The organism is Thermophagus sp. OGC60D27 (assembly GCF_052400625.1).
Taxonomy (GTDB): Bacteria; Bacteroidota; Bacteroidia; order Bacteroidales; family Marinilabiliaceae; genus Thermophagus.
Genome location: NZ_JBQTGH010000009.1, coordinates 149,123 through 168,305, shown reverse-complemented (window position 1 = coordinate 168,305; position 19,183 = coordinate 149,123). Strand labels below are relative to the sequence as shown.

At 40.8% G+C, this 19,183-nt stretch carries 12 protein-coding genes and 1 tRNA gene; 8 read left to right on the top strand and 5 right to left on the bottom strand.

Features of this window, described 5'->3' with window-relative positions; translation table 11 throughout:
- The first annotated feature begins 169 nt into the window (after positions 1 to 169).
- Positions 170 to 1,153 carry an aldo/keto reductase gene (locus ACT29H_RS12505; protein ID WP_444821972.1) on the top strand — a complete coding sequence of 328 codons (984 nt, stop codon included), beginning with the start codon at positions 170 to 172 and terminating at the stop codon, positions 1,151 to 1,153.
- A gap of 18 nt (positions 1,154 to 1,171) precedes the next feature.
- Here ACT29H_RS12505 and ACT29H_RS12500 read toward each other — a convergent pair whose 3' ends face one another.
- Both ACT29H_RS12500 and ACT29H_RS12495 read right to left on the bottom strand, forming a co-directional pair.
- Entirely contained in the window at positions 1,172 to 2,011 is an 840-nt protein-coding gene (locus ACT29H_RS12500; RefSeq protein ID WP_444821971.1) for an N-acetylmuramoyl-L-alanine amidase, read from the bottom strand.
- Entirely contained in the window at positions 2,008 to 2,514 is a 507-nt protein-coding gene (locus tag ACT29H_RS12495) for a holin family protein (RefSeq protein WP_444821970.1), read from the bottom strand. Before ACT29H_RS12495 ends, ACT29H_RS12500 begins: the two co-directional genes overlap by 4 nt.
- 308 nt (positions 2,515 to 2,822) lie before the next feature.
- Between ACT29H_RS12495 and ACT29H_RS12490 the strand changes: the two genes are divergently transcribed.
- A tRNA-Leu gene (locus ACT29H_RS12490) sits at positions 2,823 to 2,906 on the top strand.
- 63 nt (positions 2,907 to 2,969) lie between these two features.
- Here ACT29H_RS12490 and rocD read toward each other — a convergent pair.
- Both rocD and ACT29H_RS12480 read right to left on the bottom strand, forming a co-directional pair.
- On the bottom strand, positions 2,970 to 4,193 hold the full coding sequence (gene rocD, locus ACT29H_RS12485) for an ornithine--oxo-acid transaminase (protein ID WP_444821969.1): 1,224 nt from the start codon (positions 4,191 to 4,193) through the stop codon (positions 2,970 to 2,972).
- Between the two features lie 108 nt (positions 4,194 to 4,301).
- Positions 4,302 to 6,689: a TonB-dependent receptor gene (locus ACT29H_RS12480; RefSeq protein WP_444821968.1), complete on the bottom strand. Its 2,388-nt coding sequence runs from the start codon at positions 6,687 to 6,689 to the stop codon at positions 4,302 to 4,304.
- Between the two features lie 445 nt (positions 6,690 to 7,134).
- Here ACT29H_RS12480 and ACT29H_RS12475 point away from each other — a divergent pair, with 445 nt between their 5' ends.
- Together ACT29H_RS12475 and ACT29H_RS12470 are read left to right on the top strand one after the other, a co-directional pair.
- Positions 7,135 to 7,740: a DUF996 domain-containing protein gene (locus ACT29H_RS12475; RefSeq protein ID WP_444821967.1), complete on the top strand. Its 606-nt coding sequence runs from the start codon at positions 7,135 to 7,137 to the stop codon at positions 7,738 to 7,740.
- 297 nt (positions 7,741 to 8,037) lie between these two features.
- Positions 8,038 to 9,306 carry a metallophosphoesterase gene (locus ACT29H_RS12470; RefSeq protein ID WP_444821966.1) on the top strand — a complete coding sequence of 423 codons (1,269 nt, stop codon included), beginning with the start codon at positions 8,038 to 8,040 and terminating at the stop codon, positions 9,304 to 9,306.
- 98 nt (positions 9,307 to 9,404) lie between these two features.
- On the opposite strand, the gene ACT29H_RS12465 is transcribed toward ACT29H_RS12470, so the two are convergent.
- Positions 9,405 to 12,365: a hypothetical protein gene (locus ACT29H_RS12465; protein WP_444821965.1), complete on the bottom strand. Its 2,961-nt coding sequence runs from the start codon at positions 12,363 to 12,365 to the stop codon at positions 9,405 to 9,407.
- A 695-nt stretch (positions 12,366 to 13,060) separates the two neighbouring features.
- On the opposite strand from ACT29H_RS12465, the gene ACT29H_RS12460 reads away from it, so the two are divergent.
- The 4 genes from ACT29H_RS12460 (at position 13,061) to dcp (ending at position 19,108) form a co-directional block, all read left to right on the top strand.
- Complete coding sequence (locus ACT29H_RS12460; protein WP_444821964.1) at positions 13,061 to 15,121, top strand: Ig-like domain-containing protein; 2,061 nt, start codon at positions 13,061 to 13,063, stop codon at positions 15,119 to 15,121.
- 302 nt (positions 15,122 to 15,423) lie between these two features.
- Complete coding sequence (locus tag ACT29H_RS12455; RefSeq protein WP_444821963.1) at positions 15,424 to 16,476, top strand: nucleoid-associated protein; 1,053 nt, start codon at positions 15,424 to 15,426, stop codon at positions 16,474 to 16,476.
- 121 nt (positions 16,477 to 16,597) lie between these two features.
- Positions 16,598 to 16,714: a 30S ribosomal protein THX gene (locus ACT29H_RS12450; protein WP_444821962.1), complete on the top strand. Its 117-nt coding sequence runs from the start codon at positions 16,598 to 16,600 to the stop codon at positions 16,712 to 16,714.
- Positions 16,715 to 16,981: 267 nt separating this feature from the next.
- A complete protein-coding gene (dcp, locus tag ACT29H_RS12445) occupies positions 16,982 to 19,108 on the top strand; it encodes a peptidyl-dipeptidase Dcp (protein WP_444821961.1) in 2,127 nt (708 codons plus the stop codon).
- Positions 19,109 to 19,183: the final 75 nt, after the last annotated feature.

Genomic DNA, 19,183 nt, shown 5'->3' with positions numbered 1-19,183 from the left:
AAAATAATTAATTTAGACAGACCATCACGGGAAAATCCCACGAAAACAGTAGATGAACAGATCGTCGTTTTCTAGCGCCTATTACCAACAGAAATAGTGCCAATTATTCACTTCTGTCTTTTGGGTGAAATTCATATGTTTACTATAAAAAATTTAATTTTATTGAGTTATGGAATATCGTAAATTATCGGATTCGGATTTGGAATTGTCGGCCATCACGTTTGGGGCCTGGGCAGCAGGCGGCTGGATGTGGGGAAAAACCGACCGTAAGGAAGCGGTGGAGGCCATCCGTGTAGCCTGGGAGGAAGGCGTTACTACCATTGACACTGCGCCTATTTATGGCCAGGGAACCAGCGAACAGATAGTGGGGGAAGCCATTAAGGATATTCCCCGTGATAAAGTTCAAATTCTGACCAAGTTCGGGCTTCGATGGGATTTGCCAAAGGGTAAGTTTTATATGAAGTCAAAGGACAATAGCGGTAAAGGTATTGATGTTTATAAATATGCCGGTAAAGAAAGTGTGATCGAAGAGTGTGAAAACAGTTTGAAAAGGCTGGGTACCGATTATATCGATCTTTATCAGATTCATTGGCCGGACGATACAACGCCTGTGGAAGAGACTTTTGAAGCGGTAGAAAAACTGATTCAACAAGGGAAAGTAAGATACGTTGGGGTTTGTAATTATGATCCCCAATTGATGGAAGCGGCCAATAAATCGGTGAAAATATTGTCCAATCAGGTTCCTTTTAGTATGGTAAATAGGGGCATAGAAAAAGAGATTGTCCCCTGGTGTATTAATCATAATAAATCTATTCTGGCTTATAGCCCATTAGAAAGAGGATTATTAACGGGTAAAATAAAACCCGGATATAAATTTATGGATGGTGATCACCGAAAATTTCATCAATCATTTACGGATGAAAATATTGTTCGTACCAATGAATTTTTGAATAGCATCCAAGACATAGCCGATCAAAAAGGGGCAACTCTTGCTCAGTTGGTTCTAAGATGGACGCTGGAGCGGGAGGGCATTACCATTGCTCTTGCCGGGGCCCGAAATGCCAAGCAGGCACGACAAAATGCAAAGGCTGCCGATGTTCATCTGTCTGCTGATGAACTTGCGTTTATTAATCGAAAAGTGGAGACTTTATAAAATAGACCGGCATAAGGCTCAGAATTGATTCACCCAGCTTTGGCTGACCCACCCCTGAAGTTCGACTTTAACTCTGAGCCAGCCGTTTTTTCTTTCGATAATTCTGAGTTTTGTGCCTTTCGGTAATGGATCGGATGCCATTTGGGAGTCTCTGGATGGTTCAGTTCTGATATTTAAATAATCGGCCACTACGATGCCATAATGTAAATCTTTGGGGGTTGTATCGGTAGGTACATCTTCATTTCTGGTGGAAAACAATCTGTTTTTTATTTTTTGAAAGGGAAATGCCGGACCGGGATCTATTTTTCTCCCTGGAGCAATATCATCATGACCGACGATTTCTTTGATTGGATAATGTTTTTTCAGTTCCAGAATAATCATTTCAACGGTCACTATTTGCTTTTCGGTAAAGGCTTCCCATGCCTGCTCGCGCTTGTCGTGTTTGTGGGAGGCCAGAACTACCTGGCTGTTGTCTATGCGTTTCCCCCAAAAAGTATAGAAACCGTCGGCTCTTTTTTCCAGTAAGCCTGCGTTGTCAATCTCTATCCCAATGCTGAATTGATTGAGGTTTTTGCGACCATTCCATTCACTTTTTCCTGCGTGCCATGCTTTTTGGTTAAAGGGTATCAGCTGAACGATTTCCCCTTTTTTGCCGACGACCAAATGAGCGGAGGCTTTAGAAACGGGATTCTGAAGCCATTTGACCGATGACTCCAGCGAGTTGCCTCCGGTATAATGAATGACAACGGTGTCGGGGAGGCCATCCCTAAAGATGGTCCCATGGTTCGGTGTAGGGTCATAAGAAACCGACGATGAGCCATCGTTCGAAACCAGAATGTGATCTTTTATGGTTATCATCCTTTCGCATTTTTTGTGGTGTTCATTTTGCCTGCATTAGATCCGGTAATGAAGCGGGTAAAGTTATTGGTAGTCCCCATTTTTTCAGCAGATCGACCTACTCCATAGACACCGACAACGGTTCCCCAAGCCCACCAGAATTCTTCGGGAAGACTTATCTCGGGAATAGAATCGGCAGGTGTGCCGGCAATAATCGCCAACAGCGGGACAATCACGTAAACAATGAAAATAAATAGTAACCCTCCGTAAATGATAGAGGGACGTGCTCTTTTGGTAAAGAGGTCGTCCTGCTCCATCTCCGACTTAATGATGTCGGCTCTTGCCTCCAACTCGGCTCGGTAGGTCTCTTCCAGCTCTTTTTCTTTTTGCATTAATAAGCTATGCATTTCCAGCTTGAACTGCTGTTTTTCTTCTTTGGAAAGAGAGAATTGATCTATTACGCCTCCCAAACTATCTATTACACCGGTGAGGCTTCCACTGAAAATCTTTGAAAGGATGGACATGATTTTTATGTTTTAAAGGTTAAAAGGTTAATAATCAGTTGTGGATGAATTCAAATTTAATAATATCCTTTTTTTTAATCAATATACCTGAGGTGTAAAGTGCAGGTGAATACATTGGATTATGGTGTGTTGGAATGATGTCGTTTACATTTTATTTTGAGAGTCGTAAGGAGTTCTCAATGGGTAGCCGTGCTTTCCCATTGGACAGATTCATTGCCAAAAAAAATCTAGAATTATTATTGTCGAAAAAAATTAAGTTTCTATCTTTGCACCGCTGTTAAATGAAACGGCAATACCCGAAAATATTGGCCCGGATGGCGGAATTGGTAGACGCGCTAGTTTCAGGGACTAGTGTTCGCAAGGACGTGCAGGTTCGAGTCCTGTTCCGGGCACAAAAAAAGCTGCAGCAAGTTATTTGTTAATTTGTTGCAGCTTTTTTTTATTGTTGCTTCTGACTATTTGAATTCCATAATGGTTTTCTTTATAATTTCGATGGCTTCTGTAAGTTGATCTTCAGTAATGATAAGTGGGGGTGCGAACCGAATGATGTGTTGATGGGTGGGTTTGGCAATTAGTCCATTTTCTTTCATGGCTACACAGACATCCCAAGCTTCCTTACCGTTTTTGGGGCGTATTACAATGGCATTGAGCAAACCTTTTCCTCTTACGAGTTCGATCATGTCAGAATCAATTTTCGTCATCTCTTCCCGAAAGATTTTCCCAAGATGCTCTGCATTTTCGGCCAGCATTTCGTCTTTTACTACTTTTAGAGCTTCCATGGCTACTTTGCATGCCAGAGGGTTTCCTCCATAAGTAGAGCCATGCTCTCCTGGACGAATTACTAACATGATGTCGTCGTCAGCCAATACGGCAGAAACCGGTAATACCCCACCGGAGATGGCCTTACCCAGAATAAGAACATCGGGACGGACGCCTTCGTGATCACAGGCTAACATTTTACCTGTTCTGGCAATTCCCGTTTGCACTTCGTCGGCCATGAACAATACATTGTTGGCTTTACACAGCTGGTAAGCCTTTTTAATATATCCCTCCTCCGGGACATAAACGCCTGCCTCTCCTTGTATAGGTTCTACCAAAAAACCTGCAACATTGGGATCTTTTAGCTCTTTCTCCAGTGCGGCGAGGTCGTTATATGGAATGGTAACAAACCCCGGGGTGAAAGGCCCAAAACCTCCATAACTGTCTGGGTCGGTAGACATACTTACAATGGTGATGGTTCGTCCGTGGAAATTGCCTTCGCACACGATTATCTTTGCCTGGTTTTCGGGGATGCCTTTTTTTTCGTATCCCCATCTTCGGCATAGTTTTAAGGCCGTTTCGTCGGCTTCGGCACCGCTGTTCATCATCAATACTTTGTCGTAGCCAAAATAATTGGTGACGTACTCCTCAAATTCGCCTAATACATTGTTGTAGAAGGCACGGGACGTCAGAGTAAGCCTTGACGCCTGTTCTTTTAGGGCGTTGATGATACGCGGATGACAATGCCCTTGGTTAAGAGCTGAATAAGCCGAAAGAAAATCAAAATAACGTTTTCCTTCCACATCCCATACGAAAACTCCTTCGCCTCGTTCCAAAACTACCGGAAGCGGATGGTAGTTATGTGCACCAAATTTCTCTTCTCGTGCGATGTAGTCGCTGCTTGTCTTGGGTTGTTTCATATTAAACTGATTTAGCGTTTGATGCAAAATGTTAAACTGTTCTTTCAAATAAAAGAATTTTTTCTGTCAAAAACGCTGAATTTTATCAGACTAGCAGGATTTTACTTGCTAAAACTCAATATTTAAGGAGAGATTGATGCGTCGACCTGTCAGATAATTGGGAACGGCATATTGGCGGTTGTTTACATCGCTTACCCAATAGTAAGAAATGGTATTGTTAATATCAAATAGGTTAAATATTTCCATCCCGATCCAGGCATCTTTTAAAAAGTGGATTTTATGATGGCGGGAAAGGAGGGGGAGGAGATCTTTGGTGAAACCGATGTCAATGCGTCTGTAGGGTGGCATACGGAATGTGGCCATATATCTGGGAGATTGGGGAGGACCAAAAGGAAGACCCGATCCGTAATAGAGACTTAGGTGCACCTTAAACGTCGGATTATTGGGAAGATAATCCTGAAAAAACATGGAAAAATTGAGGCGTTGGTCTGATGGGCGAGGGATATATCCAGGTTCACCTGACTGATTCCATGTGTCGGTAATGATATCTTCTTCGGTTTTGAGAAAAGAGAGTGTAGCCCAAGATTCCGTGCCTGGGACAAATTCCCCATGTAGTTTGAAATCTGCTCCGGTGGCAAACCCTTTGGCTTCATTTTGTCCACTGTATTGAATGCGAACGTTGTTGATTTGATAAGGAATTAGGTCGTAAAGATATTTGTAATAGGTCTCAAATGAGAATTTAAAAGGTCGTCCGAGAAGTGAAAAATAGTGATCTATGCCCGCCAGTATTTGCTTAGACTTCTGCGATTTTAGTCGGTTGATTTCTCCGGATCGGGGAGGACGATACTCCTTGTAAAACGGTGGTTGGAAATACCATCCTCCGCTAAGACGGAAACGTGTTTCTGGCATTGAGAAAGGCAGTATGGTGGCTTGAAAACGAGGTGTAAAATGAAGCTGTTTTTCTTCATCCGACCAAATCACTCTTGTACCATAGTTGACCTTAATTCTTCCCCAATCGGGAGTTAATGTTGCTTGGTGTGATATAAATAACTTAAAGTGACTGGTTGTTTTATGAAGTTTGTCATTAAGGCTGTAATACAATTCCAGATTTGGATTGCGAGGCATTGAATAGCCAGCCGAATCTATCATCTCCCACTCATTGATCTTATCGTCAAAATGCTCTATTTGCCAATCTATTCCCCAGTTAATGGCTTCGTTTTGTCCGAGGAAATTAGTTCCTTTGAAGGATGCAGAGGTGACCGTAGCCTGTAAGTCATTTCGAGCGTGTTGCAAATACTCACCAATGCCAATATTGGTTGCAGTTTCAGAGTCATTCATTCCATCGATTTCCTGAAGCCAGTATGCTCCGGCAATGTCATAAGCTTCATATTCAGTGGCTCGGTACTGCATTGTCTGAAACTCATATCGTCCTGATTCGGTTGGTTTGAATTTTAGCTTTAGAGCTGCCATCCGTGTTTTAAAAAGGTCTTTTTCTTGTCCGGCAAAATATATTTTCAAACGTTTAACCTCATTTATGGTTCCAAAGGTGGTTTCCCTGTCCGTAGGGACAAAGCGGTAACGATTGATGGCGTAATACCCTAGAGCTTCTGCTGAAAGGCGGGAAGAAAATTGATATGTGAGATAAATTTGAGCATCAGTAAATTCTGGATTGTAGTTACCTTTGGTATCAAGAGTGTTTAAAAGATAACGATTGGTTTTGTGCCTTGCTCCGACCAACCAGGTGATTTTTTTGTTTAAGACACTTCCCATAGTATACACGCTGGCACCCAGTAAGTTGATGTTGGTACCGGTTTTTAGAGTGTCAGGTTGTTTGTAATGAACATCCAGAACCGAACTCATCTTATCTCCATAGCTTACTCCGAACCCACCCGAAGAGAAATAGATAGATTCCGTAAGATCGGGGTTGACGATGCTAAGGCCTTCCTGTTGTCCGTTTCTTATAAGTTGAGGACGATGCACTTCAAAACCGTTAAGATAGACAAGATTCTCATCAAAATTGCCTCCGCGTACCCGGTATTGGGTGCTTAGTTCATTCGTGGATGCAACGCCCATTTGGGAGCGGATCAATCCTTCTATGGCCGGACCTGATGGAGAGGGAAGAAAAGGATTTAGTCCGGGATTTATTTTTACAGACGACTGATCATCGGAATTTTGGCCAGAGATTTTTACTTCACTGATTTTACGAATGCGTTTTATTAATGTAATATTTAAGGGAGTTTCGGCCCGGTTATTTTGAGGAATGGTTACTTCGCGAGGAATGTATTCTATGTGGGAAATTTGAAGGCTAACGGGAAATGGGGCTGGCAGGGTAAGTGCAAAGAAACCATTTGGTTCGGTTGCGGTTCCGGCCGTTTTACCCGATACCACAACATGAGCACCTTCAATGGGCATGCCATTATCCGAAACAACTCTTCCTTTAATGGTAATATATTCCTGTCCCTGGATAGTCAGTTCAGAAAAGAATATAAGAATCAAAAAGAAGTAATGTTTGAAATACATATGGTGGCAAATGTTCTGATTTAACGCAAAAATATAGAAATTATTGAGGAAGGTTTGTAGAGGTAAAATGGAATTGTTCTTTCGCAATCAGTTTCTACAACTTCATTTGTTTGAATTCAAAAGATAGCGGCATCATTTCGATCTCATTAAATAGATTCATAGAAGGATCGCATTTTTTCATCGGAGAACCAATAGTTAAAAATTTGTTTGTTAAATTTTGTTGCAACTAATGGTTTTTATTTTTAACTTCCTATCGATTTTATTGATTGAAAACCAGTATGATGGTTCGGAGGTTAAAGGAAAGGCAAAAAGATGAGGGGAGGCATTTTGTTAACCCTAATCGTCCTGGTTGCTGAAGTCGTTTTGATTCTGGTTTTGTTGATTAACCAAAATTGAAAAATATTGGATCCCATATTTAATATTGATAAATAAAAAAAGAGAAGTTATGAAAAAACAAGCGATCACATTAGGACGAATAGGTATATTGTTGCCCATAGCGACCATTATACCGTTTATCAATTTTTTTGTTGGTATTGCTGTTATTGTTCTTTTGCTTATGTCGCATTATTATTTTTCCAAATTTTACAATAATCCGGCAGTGTTTAAAAATGCGTTAACTGGTTTTATTATTCAGGTTGCTGTAGGATTGGTTGGTTCCCTAATTTTGGGTTTGGCTATTGGCACCGCGGCAATTGGTCTTTCATCTGGAAGTGGTTTTGATCCCGGCAACATTCAGAATTTACGCGGTCTGATTTTTGAGAATTCTGCCACTATTATTGGAGGTCTTGTGGTGCTGGCGGGGGTTATAATTGGGTACTACTTTTTTTGGAAAGCATTAAAATTATTGGCTGAAAAAACGGGAGTAAAATATTTCAAAACAGCCGGTTTACTCTATTTTATAGGGGCTATCGGAATTGTTTTGTTTTTTATTGGTGCGGTAGTGATGTTTATCGGCTGGGTTGTGCATATTATTGCTTATTTTACCGTGCAACCGGATGAGATAGGCTCAGAAAAGGCGGAAATTTGATCCTTATTGGTGCGTCACTTCACATCGTGCTTTTGAGAGGAATTATTTGATTCTGTTTATTTTTCCCCGGCTTGTTTGATTGCCTGTTTAAAGGCAGGATTCAGCCGGGGATTATTTTATAAATGCCTTATTGATATTATAATTGTAAATTGTTTTTACAAAACTTTAACAATCATTTTAGCTCTCTTTGTTTTTGTGATGTTAGATTTGTGCGTCTAAAAATCATATGGTTACGCTTTTTGATGCATGTAAAATGAGACTGCCGGCGCAAACTTCCGGGCCAAAAAGAGAATAGTAATGAGATATCAGGTGGTGTTTTTGTGGGTTTTATTATTGGTTGTTGTAGGAATTGACTGGTTGTTTTGGAAACTCTGGAAAAAAGGGAGAATATTTAAGGATAAAAAATGTGGTAAATGGATGGTTATTGTCGGATTTGTAATATTTCCGGTTGTCTTTTTATCCGTTTTTTTTATTTTCGGACTTTTGATCCCCCACGCAGGAAATCACCATCTGTTTAATGCTTTCAGCTATTTTTTAACAGCTTTTCTTTTAGTTTATCTTCCCAAGTTTGTCTATTTGTTGGTGGAGGGGATTGGATGGATATCAAATTTTTCCCTTCAGCGAACTTCAAAGACTTATACCAAAAGACATTATCCAACTGTATCGAGGGCGAAGTTTTTAAGTCAGATTGGGATTATTATGGCTACAGCACCCTTTGTGACTATTCTTTTCGGTGTTCTTAAGGGACGGTTTGCATTCTATACCCGTCCTGTGAAGCTTGCCTTTCCCAATCTTCCTAAAGCATTCCATGGTTTGCGTATGATTCAGATTTCTGACCTCCATCTTGGCAGCTTCGGATCTAATCAGAAACCTTTGCAGGATGCGGTGGATTTGATTAATTCGCAGCATGCCGATATTGTTGTTTTTACTGGAGATCTGGTTAATAACTTTGCTGGGGAAACCAAAGACTGGGAGAATGTTTTGGGAAGCATTGTCGCGCCGATGGGGAAGTATGCTATTTTGGGGAATCATGATTATGGTGATTACAGCACATGGTATTCAGTAGAGCGGAAAGAAGTCAATTTTAAGGGGATTTTGAGTGCATTTGAACGTTTTGGTTTCAGACTTTTAAGGAACGAATCTGTTTTGATAGAAAAAGAGGGTGAGAGTATTGTTTTAAGTGGAGTGGAGAATTGGGGACGACCACCATTCCCGCAATATGGAGATTTGGAGAGAACATGGGAAAAAGCTCCGTCTGCACCCTTTAGAGTATTGCTTTCACATGATCCTGATCACTGGGATGCTGAAGTGGTTCGAAAAAAGGGTTATGACCTTACCTTGTCTGGGCATACCCATGGTATGCAATTTGGCGTGGAAGTGGGAAAAATTAACTGGAGTCCTGCCAAATACCGATTTAAACGGTGGGCAGGCCTTTATCGAGAGGGAAAACAATTCTTGTACGTAAATCGGGGACTTGGTTATCTGGGTATGCCGGCCCGTGTCGGAATGCCGCCCGAGATTACTGTTATTGAGTTACAGCGAGGAGAATTATTCGCTGAAGGTTAGTTCCCTTTTTTGAGGAATTTGTTTAATGGGTTTCATACAAACTTCTTTTCCAAATAATTGTTTGTCTTTATTAATTCAAGCTTATTGTTTTTTAAAAATTATTTTTTGCTGACTAGGAAATTGTTGAAACTGGTGGAAATAATGAGTTCATGGAACAATGAATTGTCTCCGTTCCGATATCCTCCCCTATATCCGATGGAGAATGGAAGGATGAATCTGAAAGCGTGAATGTCACTCATTAATTCGATTCCCGTGGAGGTGTAGGTGTTTGATAATTTGATGGCCCTTGTGCTTGCTTTTTCTTGAAGTTCGTATTTTGCCATTGCAGCATCGAAGAAAAGATGTAACCGGAACCGCTTGATGTATAGCAATCCTGGCAACGACCAGTCGGGATTCCAAAGCGGCATTTGATATGTTGCGTTAAAAATATACATCTCATCATTGTATATGCTTTGATATCCTCTCGGAAGGTCTAAAAGATCATTGAATTTTAAATATGTAAGGTAGTTCGATTCAGTGCTGATTGTATCTCCTCCAACCTTTTTTTGCCACTGGTTGTCCAACACCAGGGCATGATGTTTTAAGATTCCGGGGAGGTAAAGGCGGCTACTAATTCCATAGTTTTTTCCTGCTTTAAAATTGCCCCAAGGTGTATGCCTGTAAAGTATGCTGACCGCTTGACCCCAGCGGGTATTTACATCACGAGTGGAGCCTCTGAGTTTATTGTGGAAATAGATAGAATATTCCATTCCCAGGTAATCCTGGTTTGGCAATTTTATAAGGTTTTCACTGGTCTGAAAAGCATAGTTCCCAATTGTAGAATAAATGGATTGGATATAGTTTTGGTTGCTGATGCTCTGCCATTCCAGCTCACTTCCCAATTGGAGAAATCGTTGCCATTTTCCTTGGCTCAGGTAAAAAGGAAGACTTGCTCCTGCTTCTAGTTTTAGATGATTTTCCTTTTCCTGTTGATTCAGTGAATAAAAACTATTGAAGTCGATTAATACGTCATTGAATGTTTCCTTGTTATCCCCCCATTTTATATCAAAATTAAAAATGGGAAACCAGCCCCGCCATTTGAAACCTATGTGGTATTTTTCATGACTCTTTGATTTTGCACCATTAAAGCCGGCAGTAATGACAGCCGTTCCCAGAAGATTTTGACTCATCAAAGCGAACCCTGGATATAGCTCCATATCGTTGATGTTAAAATAGGCCGGCGCCCACGAATGGAAATTGAAAAGGTTCCATTTGCTGTAAGGCTCGATTTCTGGGTTTTCCATAGTGGAATAAACAGGGATTTCCGGCTCTTGTGCCTTAAGCTTTTTTACAAGTTGATTGGTCAAATTAGCTGGAGAAACCTCTTTTTTCATTGTTTGATCTGCTGAAATCTTAACCAACCGGTATCCTCGTGGTGAATAATCGCAATAGAGTAGGGAGTCTTTGTCCGATAGAGCCGGATAGGAGGCCCCAAAACGTGATTGAGTCATTTGGGTTGTGGCACCTGTTTTGGTGGATATGCGGAAAATTTCTTCCGAGTTAGGCGTTGAAGCAGCAAACCAGATGTAATCTCCTCTTTTTGTCGGATACATTGGTTCATCGAAGGAGGGAGCGCGAACGGTTACCCATTCATTGGTTTTCGTATTTAGCGTTGATATGATTTTTCCCGATTCGGTCAGAAGAACCATGACCAATTCATGTTTTTGGTCACTCCACGAGGGGTGCATCGGAAAAGCGTTGCTAGGGGTAGGTATCCTTTTTATGGAATTTCCTGAATTTATATCAATAAGTGTGATATAAAATCGATAATCTGTTGTGCTTTCTACCACTGCGAGTGTGTCAGAGTTAGAGGTAAGGGCCGGAGAGAAGTATCGGGACCTGGAGGTGAGGTTTTGGGTTTGACCATTGAGTTTATTGTAAATCCTGACGATGGAATAGTCTGCATTTTCCCAGCGGATGTGAGACTTGAATTCTGTCCAGGCTACCCACCTATCATTGGCCGTGATGGGGTCATTGTTTCTAGCTCCTGTATATACCAAAGGCTCTTGAATGCCATTTGGTAAGATTCGAACAATTTGTGTTCGTTGGCCGGGACCGCTGATCTGAGCAAAAATTTCTCCTTGGTTGGTGACTACGGGGTATTCTATGTTTGTATAGTCGTCCTTTCCTTCTGCTATGAGCTTGAAATTGGAGGGAATGACATTGTTGTCATACTTTTTCCATTGAGTGACAAGACTGTCAAAGACAGCATTGTAAAGTAGTCTTTGATTCCGAAAGCCGGTTTTTCGCAAGGCTTGACGAAAGGGGATCAGCGACCAGCTATTACGTCCTGTATTATCAATGACATCTGACCAAATTTGGGCTCCGTAACGTTGTCGAACTGCTGCAGTGAAGTAGTATCCCGACTTGTAATAATCGGGAATAAATTCTTTGTAGGATCCAAGATAAGCTTTATCAAAATGGTCATATCCATACTCCACCAGTCTTGCTCTCAGAGGTTGTGTGAATGAGGGCAACCTTCCTCGTCCGCTGTTCGATAGGGTGGTCTCTGTTATTACTGCATCTCCTTCCATGAACCATAAGGGAATATACGCACCAAGAACGGCACCCGTAGCTTGTTGACCGGAAAACCATGAAGCCACTTTGGTAAAGCCTTTCCTTAGCTTATCGATCTGTACCACATGTCGATATTCATGAATAGCCAGTTGACGAAGCCAGTCGGTACTATAGTTCTTCTGGTCTGGAGTGGGATATAATTCAATGCGTCGTGGAGCCCATGATACAAAGCCATTACTATAGGTGGAATGTCCGTGTATTAAGATATTAATCTTGCGTGGTCTATGATTGAGCAATGCTTCTACCTTGGGGGCAATGCTATCTAAATAAAAACTTAGGTCAAGTGCTGCTTCTGAAAATTCATCAGGAAATACCAGCCTGAAACGATCGGAATTGATTTGCTTCCAATTTATGGAAGCCGGATCTGAACCTGAAGAGTAATATTGGCCATAAACCTGAACTAAGAAAAAAATATAGAGTAGTGCAATTGTAAACCTTCGCATGACTTATGATTTTTATCGTTTTTTAACGTGAATTGAAACGTTAAACCTTCGATGCTTTTATTTTTTGGGATCAAATGTTGAGTTGGATTTCAACGATATTCGGGAAATTTAATAACCACAATACTGGCTTGAAGTTTTGAATTTCAATATCTGTTTTTCCCGTTTTTGCGTTGTAAAAGTAATTGTTTTATTCTTTGAGGTGATACAAAAAAATGTTTTTTTAGGTAAAATATGGTATGCATAATGGCGTAATTAATATTGTTTTATGATATTTTGAATAGAGATAAAACATTTTTGAATGTTGTTCGTATAAAAAAATGTATATTAATGTGAATTAGGATTGATGCTTATTTGCATTGCTGTTGATTTGAATTTTCCTGAATTGTTTGTTTTAGATTTTAAGATTATTTTGGACTTTCTATGTGGCCCGGTCATATACTTTCGACTTCTTTAGGTGAATTTTTCTAAGATTTAAAAATAAAATCTCTGTCCTTACTGTGAATATTATTTGACCAGACAAGGGCAGTGCCTACTTAGCTAAAATTTGTTATTCTAATTCGAGCATGATATCATTTGTCACAACAAGAATATGTATAAAAAAAGGCCTTGCCATGCGAGTTCTTTCTGCCTGTCCCTTCCTGCCAGATGTCTCGGTGATACTTCGGAAATCAATAACTTAAATAACTTTTATACTAATGAAAACTTCACTTCCTTTTTTTTGCATCTTCTTTCTTCTTCTTATTTGGGGTTGCTCAGATAAAGAAGAAGGGAGTGAGCCGGAACCCCAAGCCCCTAAGGTAACAATCCTTTCTCCTGAAGATGGAGACCAATTTAAAAAGGGTTCCCTTATTCCCTTTGAAATCGAAGCTTCTGACGTTGACGGAAATATATTGTTGGTCGACTTGAGAATCAGTGGTGAGAGTGTTTATCATTGGGAGTCTGGACCATTTGTTTACGATATGGATACCCGGGATATGGAGGTTGGAGAGTACACCGTGGAGTGTGTGGTGGAAGATGATCAAGGTAAATCATCGAAAGAGATGGTAACCATAACTATTACCGAGGAAGATGTATTTGATCCGGATGCGCCCAAAGTGTCAATAATCTCACCGAAAGATGGGGATATCTTTGAAAAAGGTGCTACCATCCCGTTTGAAATAGAAGCTTCCGATGAAAATGGCAATATCTTGTTGGTAGATCTTTTATTTAACGGAAATAGTGTCCACCATTGGGAAGATGAACCTTATACCGTTAACTGGGATTCCAATTATCATTTAGAAATAGGAGAAAATACGGTGGAAGTCAGTGTGGATGACGACCAAGGTAAATCTTCCAAAGTATCCATCACCATTACTATTACAGAGTCTGCGGCTGGCAATTATATTATTAATGGTACTTTAAAGTCTGCAGAAACCAATACTTTTCTGGATAATATTGAAATTCTTTTTGGCGAATTGACAGCTACTACCGATGTTGACGGTAAGTTTTCTTTCGAAAATAATGAGGTGGGTATTAGTACCTTGACATCCGATGTATCCGGGGAGTATATTCCAATACAGTATTCCTGGGAGTTTGAGGGAAATGAAACCTACGATATTTCTCTGATAGCTTATCCTAAAGTGTCTGGGATCAATTCACAAAACTCTGATTTTATTAAAGGGGTTTCCCTCTTCGACGCCGGTCCCTGGATGGGGCAGGAACTCTATCCGGAAGCTTTTGAGCAGACCTTTGAACGCCTTGAAGATATGAATGCCAACACCGTGACGGTGTTCGATCCGGTATTTGTCACAGCCGTAGGCAATGACTCTGTTGCTATGAGTACCAAAGCTAATACTTATTATGACTGGGAGATGTTGAGCCAAAGCCAATACCAATCGCTTTCGGACAAGGCGTCGGAACGAAACCTCAATATGATGTATTGGTTTGGTGTCTGGCCTCAGGATGAAGAAAAATTGGACGGTAAGTCCTTTAACGAGATTGTTTTTAGTGGAGGAAAGTTGAGTGATGCCTTCTGGGAAGACTGGTTCTCGGAATATGCCAGGATATTGAAGGAATATGCCCAAACCGCAGAATCAAAAGGGGTGGAATGGATTTCTCTGGGCCATGGTCTTTCCTATGCTACCAGCCCGGATGCCTTTAGCTCAGAATCGTTGTATGAAACACATTGGAATGATCTCATCAGTGAGGTGAGAAGTGTTTATAGCGGAAAGATTGCTTATTTTGGGGTTGCCAGACCGTTTACCGCAGATAACTATGAAGGTGGTTCCGAGTGGCAATATTTTGAAGATGATAGCTATACCGACAGTTTTGTCGATTTGTTTGATGCTTTTGGTATTGTGGTGTCCAGTATTACTGAGATTACTAATCCTTCCGTTTCTCAAATTAAGGATGCGATGACCGGTATATTAAACCATTTCTCCGGATTTAGTAAACCTTTGATTCTATGGGTATGGGCACCATCTGTAGACGGGGCTGCCAATACTTACGGCCATCTTGAACCAGTGCTGGATGTTTCAGCATCTGCTAATAACTGGGCTGTTGATTTTTACGAGCAGGCCGACCTTTATCATGGTATTCTTCAGGCTGTGAACGAAAGTAGCGTGGATATCCAAGGCGTAATTTCGCATGGATATATGTACTACGACCGTTTCACCAAATATGAGCCCCGCGATATGAATACCGCCTTCGAAAAGGCCGCATCGGTACGGGGAAAACCGGCAGAAAAAATCATCAGTCATTGGTTTGATGGTTTTTAATTCTGATCGATTGAAATTGTGTTGTTTGTTTTCTCTGGCGCCTTGTTATTATTTCCGGGTTAGTGCAGTTAGAGAATACTATAACACATGCTCGTTGTTGACTCTTAAGAGGGCTTATGAATTGTTTCCATAAGATACCTTTACCCTAACTGATTGTCCCTGCTTTTTCTTGATTATAAAGGAAAAGCGGGGACAATTTGTGTGAGTAGAGACGGGAGGTTTAAAAAGAGCTATAAAGAGAACATGTTTTTAGTCTAATTCCGATATGATTTTTCTAAATTTGCAGGTAAATTTTTTTATATATGATTGATTATTCGCAGGTGAAGATCGAGAATTTGGTGATTCATCAAATAGGTAGTCGTACAGAAGGGGAACCCGTCAGGTTTTCTAAAAGTCCGGTGCGTTTGTTTGATGATGAAACCGTCGGAGATGTTTTATTGTCCTATTTTTTCCGACCTTTTAAAACCGAAGCTTATTTCAATTTTACCGATGAAAACGAAGAACCGGAAAATAACTTAATGTTCCAATGGTTAACCGCCGTTTTTGAAAGCCCCGACCAACTTTATGATACCTCCATAAAAGTGGCCGAACACCTGTATGAACAGTCCAACCATCCCAAAATCCGGGGGGGTGAGTTTTATATGGCCTACTTCAGTAATTGTGTTGTCGACGGCGAGGTGACTGACGCTATTGGTATATTTAAAAGTGAGAATAAGGAGACTTTTCTGAAGGTTTATCTTAAAGATCAAACGTTCGAACTGGGAACTCAGGATGGAATAAATATTAAAAAGCTGGATAAGGGATGCATTGTCTTTAATACTGAAAAAGAGGCCGGCTATAAAGTAACCATGGTCGACAACATTAACAAAGGTCAGGAAGCCAGATTCTGGAAAGATGATTTTCTTGGACTTATGCCTCGTGAAGACAATTATTACTTTACCAAAAACTATTTAAATCTTTGCAGAGATTTTGTTACCGACGTTTTTAATGACGAACATGAAGTGCCCAAACCCGACCAGATTGACATGCTGAATCGCTCATACGACTTTTTTAATAAAAACAATAATTTTAAAAAGGATGAATTTGAGCAGCAGGTCATTCGTCATCCCGAAGTTATTGAAGCCTTCAATGATTATCGCCAAGCGTTCCAGGAGGAAAAGGAACTACCGCTCAACGATAACTTTGATATTGCCAAAACTGCTGTAAAGACAGAGAAGAAGCATTTTAAGTCAGTGCTTAAGCTGGATAAAAACTTTCATGTCTATGTTCATGGACGTCGTGATCATTTGGAACGAGGGTTCGATTCGGAAAAGGGATTGAATTACTATAAATTATATTTTGAAGTGGAGCACTAAAGAGATAATGCGTTCATCCAATCCTGTCATTTTTGTTTATATTTGCGGGTGGTCGTTTTTTTGACAGCTATTTTCAAAATCATTATAACTTAAATTTTTGTAATTTAAACTTTAATCGATTATGGGAAAAGGTGACAAAAAGACAAGACAAGGAAAATTATTTGCAAAGTCTTATGGCAATACCCGGCCACGAAAGAAGAACAGGGTGAAAGCTAAAAAAGAAAATAAGATTGAATAGGTTTAGAGGTGTTCTTATAGGAACACCTTTTTTCCCTGATCTTTTGAATTGAGAGATTGATTGGTGGGTAATGTTTTGAATGAAGAGGATTGACCGGTCAGGTTTTTTCCTTTTTGATGCCGTTTCATCTGATCTGCTAAAGGTGGCCTGATCTTTACGTTCGGATGATCAAAAAAATGTTCGATTTTATTAGCAGGTTATTACAAATAGTGTATTAGTTAAGAGATAACTAGCACCTAAATTATACCTAAATTCAATCTAATTGTGATGCGAAAAACTAATTTAATCACTTCTGTTGTGCTGGCTGTGCTGATTTCAGCTTGCGGCAACGGAAAGAGTGCTCATCAGAATGATGAGGAATTGAAAAACAATCCTTTAATGAAAGAGAGTACGTTACCCTATCATGCGCCCGATTTTGCGGCCATTAAAGACAGTCATTTTAAACCTGCTCTAGAGGCCGGTATTGAAGAAAAACTGGCTGAAATCGACGCTATTGCCAACAGCTCGGAAGCCCCTACTTTCGAAAATACATTGGTGGCTCTGGAAAAAAGCGGACAAACGTTGAGCAGGGTTTACGGAGTTTTCAGTATGCTTACCGGAGCCAATACCAATGCGGAATTACAGGCTGTAGAGGAAGAAATGGCTCCCAAACTGGCTGGGCTTAATAATGCGGTTTTTTTGAATGAAAAACTGTTTGAGAGGGTGAAAGCCATTTATGAGCAACGAGATCAATTGGAATTGGATTCCGAATCTCTACGTTTGGTTGATTATTATTACGAAAAATTTGTTTTGTCCGGAGCTAACCTTTCATCAGAGGCGAAGGCAAAAATGCGCAAACTCAATGAGGAAGAAGCCTTGCTGAGTACGCAGTATGCCAATAAGCTGTTGGCTGCCGCACAGAAAGGTGGCTTGGTTGTGGAAGATAAAGATGAATTAAAAGGCTTGTCCGACGCTGAACTGGAAGCTCTGAAGCAGGAAAAAGATGGTAAAACCGTATATGTGCTCCCATTGCTTAATACTACTCAGCAACCTTTTCTGGCGTCACTCGACAATCGCGAAATTCGTCGTGAATTGTTCCTTAGATCGATGTCCCGTGCCAGTCAGGGCGACGAAAACGATACCCGTGACATCCTTAAACGGATCGCTAAGATACGCGCTGAGCAAGCCCAGCTGCTCGGTTTTAAAAGTTATGCCGAGTGGAACCTGAAAGATCAGATGGCGCAGACTCCTGAAGCCGCCAATAAATTTATGGCCAATTTGGTGCCTGCTACGGTTGCAAAAGCCAAAAAAGAGGCCGAAGAACTTCAAAAGCTCATCGACAAGGAAGGGGGTAATTTTAAACTGGAACCTTGGGATTGGAATTACTATGCCGCCAAGTTGCAAAAAGCCAAATATGACCTTGATGAAAGCGAAATAAAACCTTATTTCGAGCTTAACCGCGTACTGGAAGATGGTGTCTTTTATACGGCTACCAGGCTTTATGGAATTACTTTCAAAGAACGTCAAGATATTCCTGTTTATAGTGACGATATGCGGGTGTTTGAAATCTTCAATGAAGATGGCAGTTCGGTAGGTCTGTTTTATGTCGATTATTTTAAACGCGATAATAAATCGGGTGGTGCTTGGATGAGTGAAATTATTGGTCAGTCGAAACTGATGAATCACAAGCCGGTAATTTACAATGTCTGCAATTTCCCCAAGCCGGCAGAAGGACAACCTGCCTTGTTGAGCTACGACAATGTCACCACCATGTTCCATGAGTTCGGGCACGCCTTGCATGGCCTTCTCTCGGATCAGACTTATCCTAGTCTGGCAGGAACCAATGTGTCTCGAGATTTTGTGGAATTGCCTTCTCAAATCAACGAACACTGGGCCCTTTATCCTGAGGTGTTTAATAACTATGCCAAACACTACGAAACCGGTGAACCCATGCCTAAGGAACTGGTAGAAAAAGTAGTGAAGGCTTCTAAATTCAACCAAGGGTATGCCTTGGCCGAAGTATTGGCTGCTGCCGGTCTAGACATGCAGTGGCATAACATTACTGTTGACGACAATATCGACGACGTGGAGGCCTTCGAAAAACAAGCATTGAAAAAACTTAACTTGGATATTCCTCAGATCCCGCCAAGATATTCTACACCCTATTTCCTGCATATCTGGGGACATGGCTATGCCGCAGGTTATTATGCATATCTCTGGGCCGAAATGCTCGATAACGATGCTTTTGCCTGGTTCCAGGAAAATGGTGGCCTTACCCGCGAAAATGGACAGCGGTTCCGTGATATGATTCTTTCTAAAGGAAATTCTGAAAACCTTAATAAAATGTTTGTGGATTTCCGTGGAAAAGAACCCGATATTACACCGATGCTGAAACATCGAGGATTGATAGATTAAAAATCAAATCCGTAAGAATATTTTTCGGGCCCAAAAGAGTTGCCATTGTGGTTGACTTTTTTGGGCTTTTTTTCT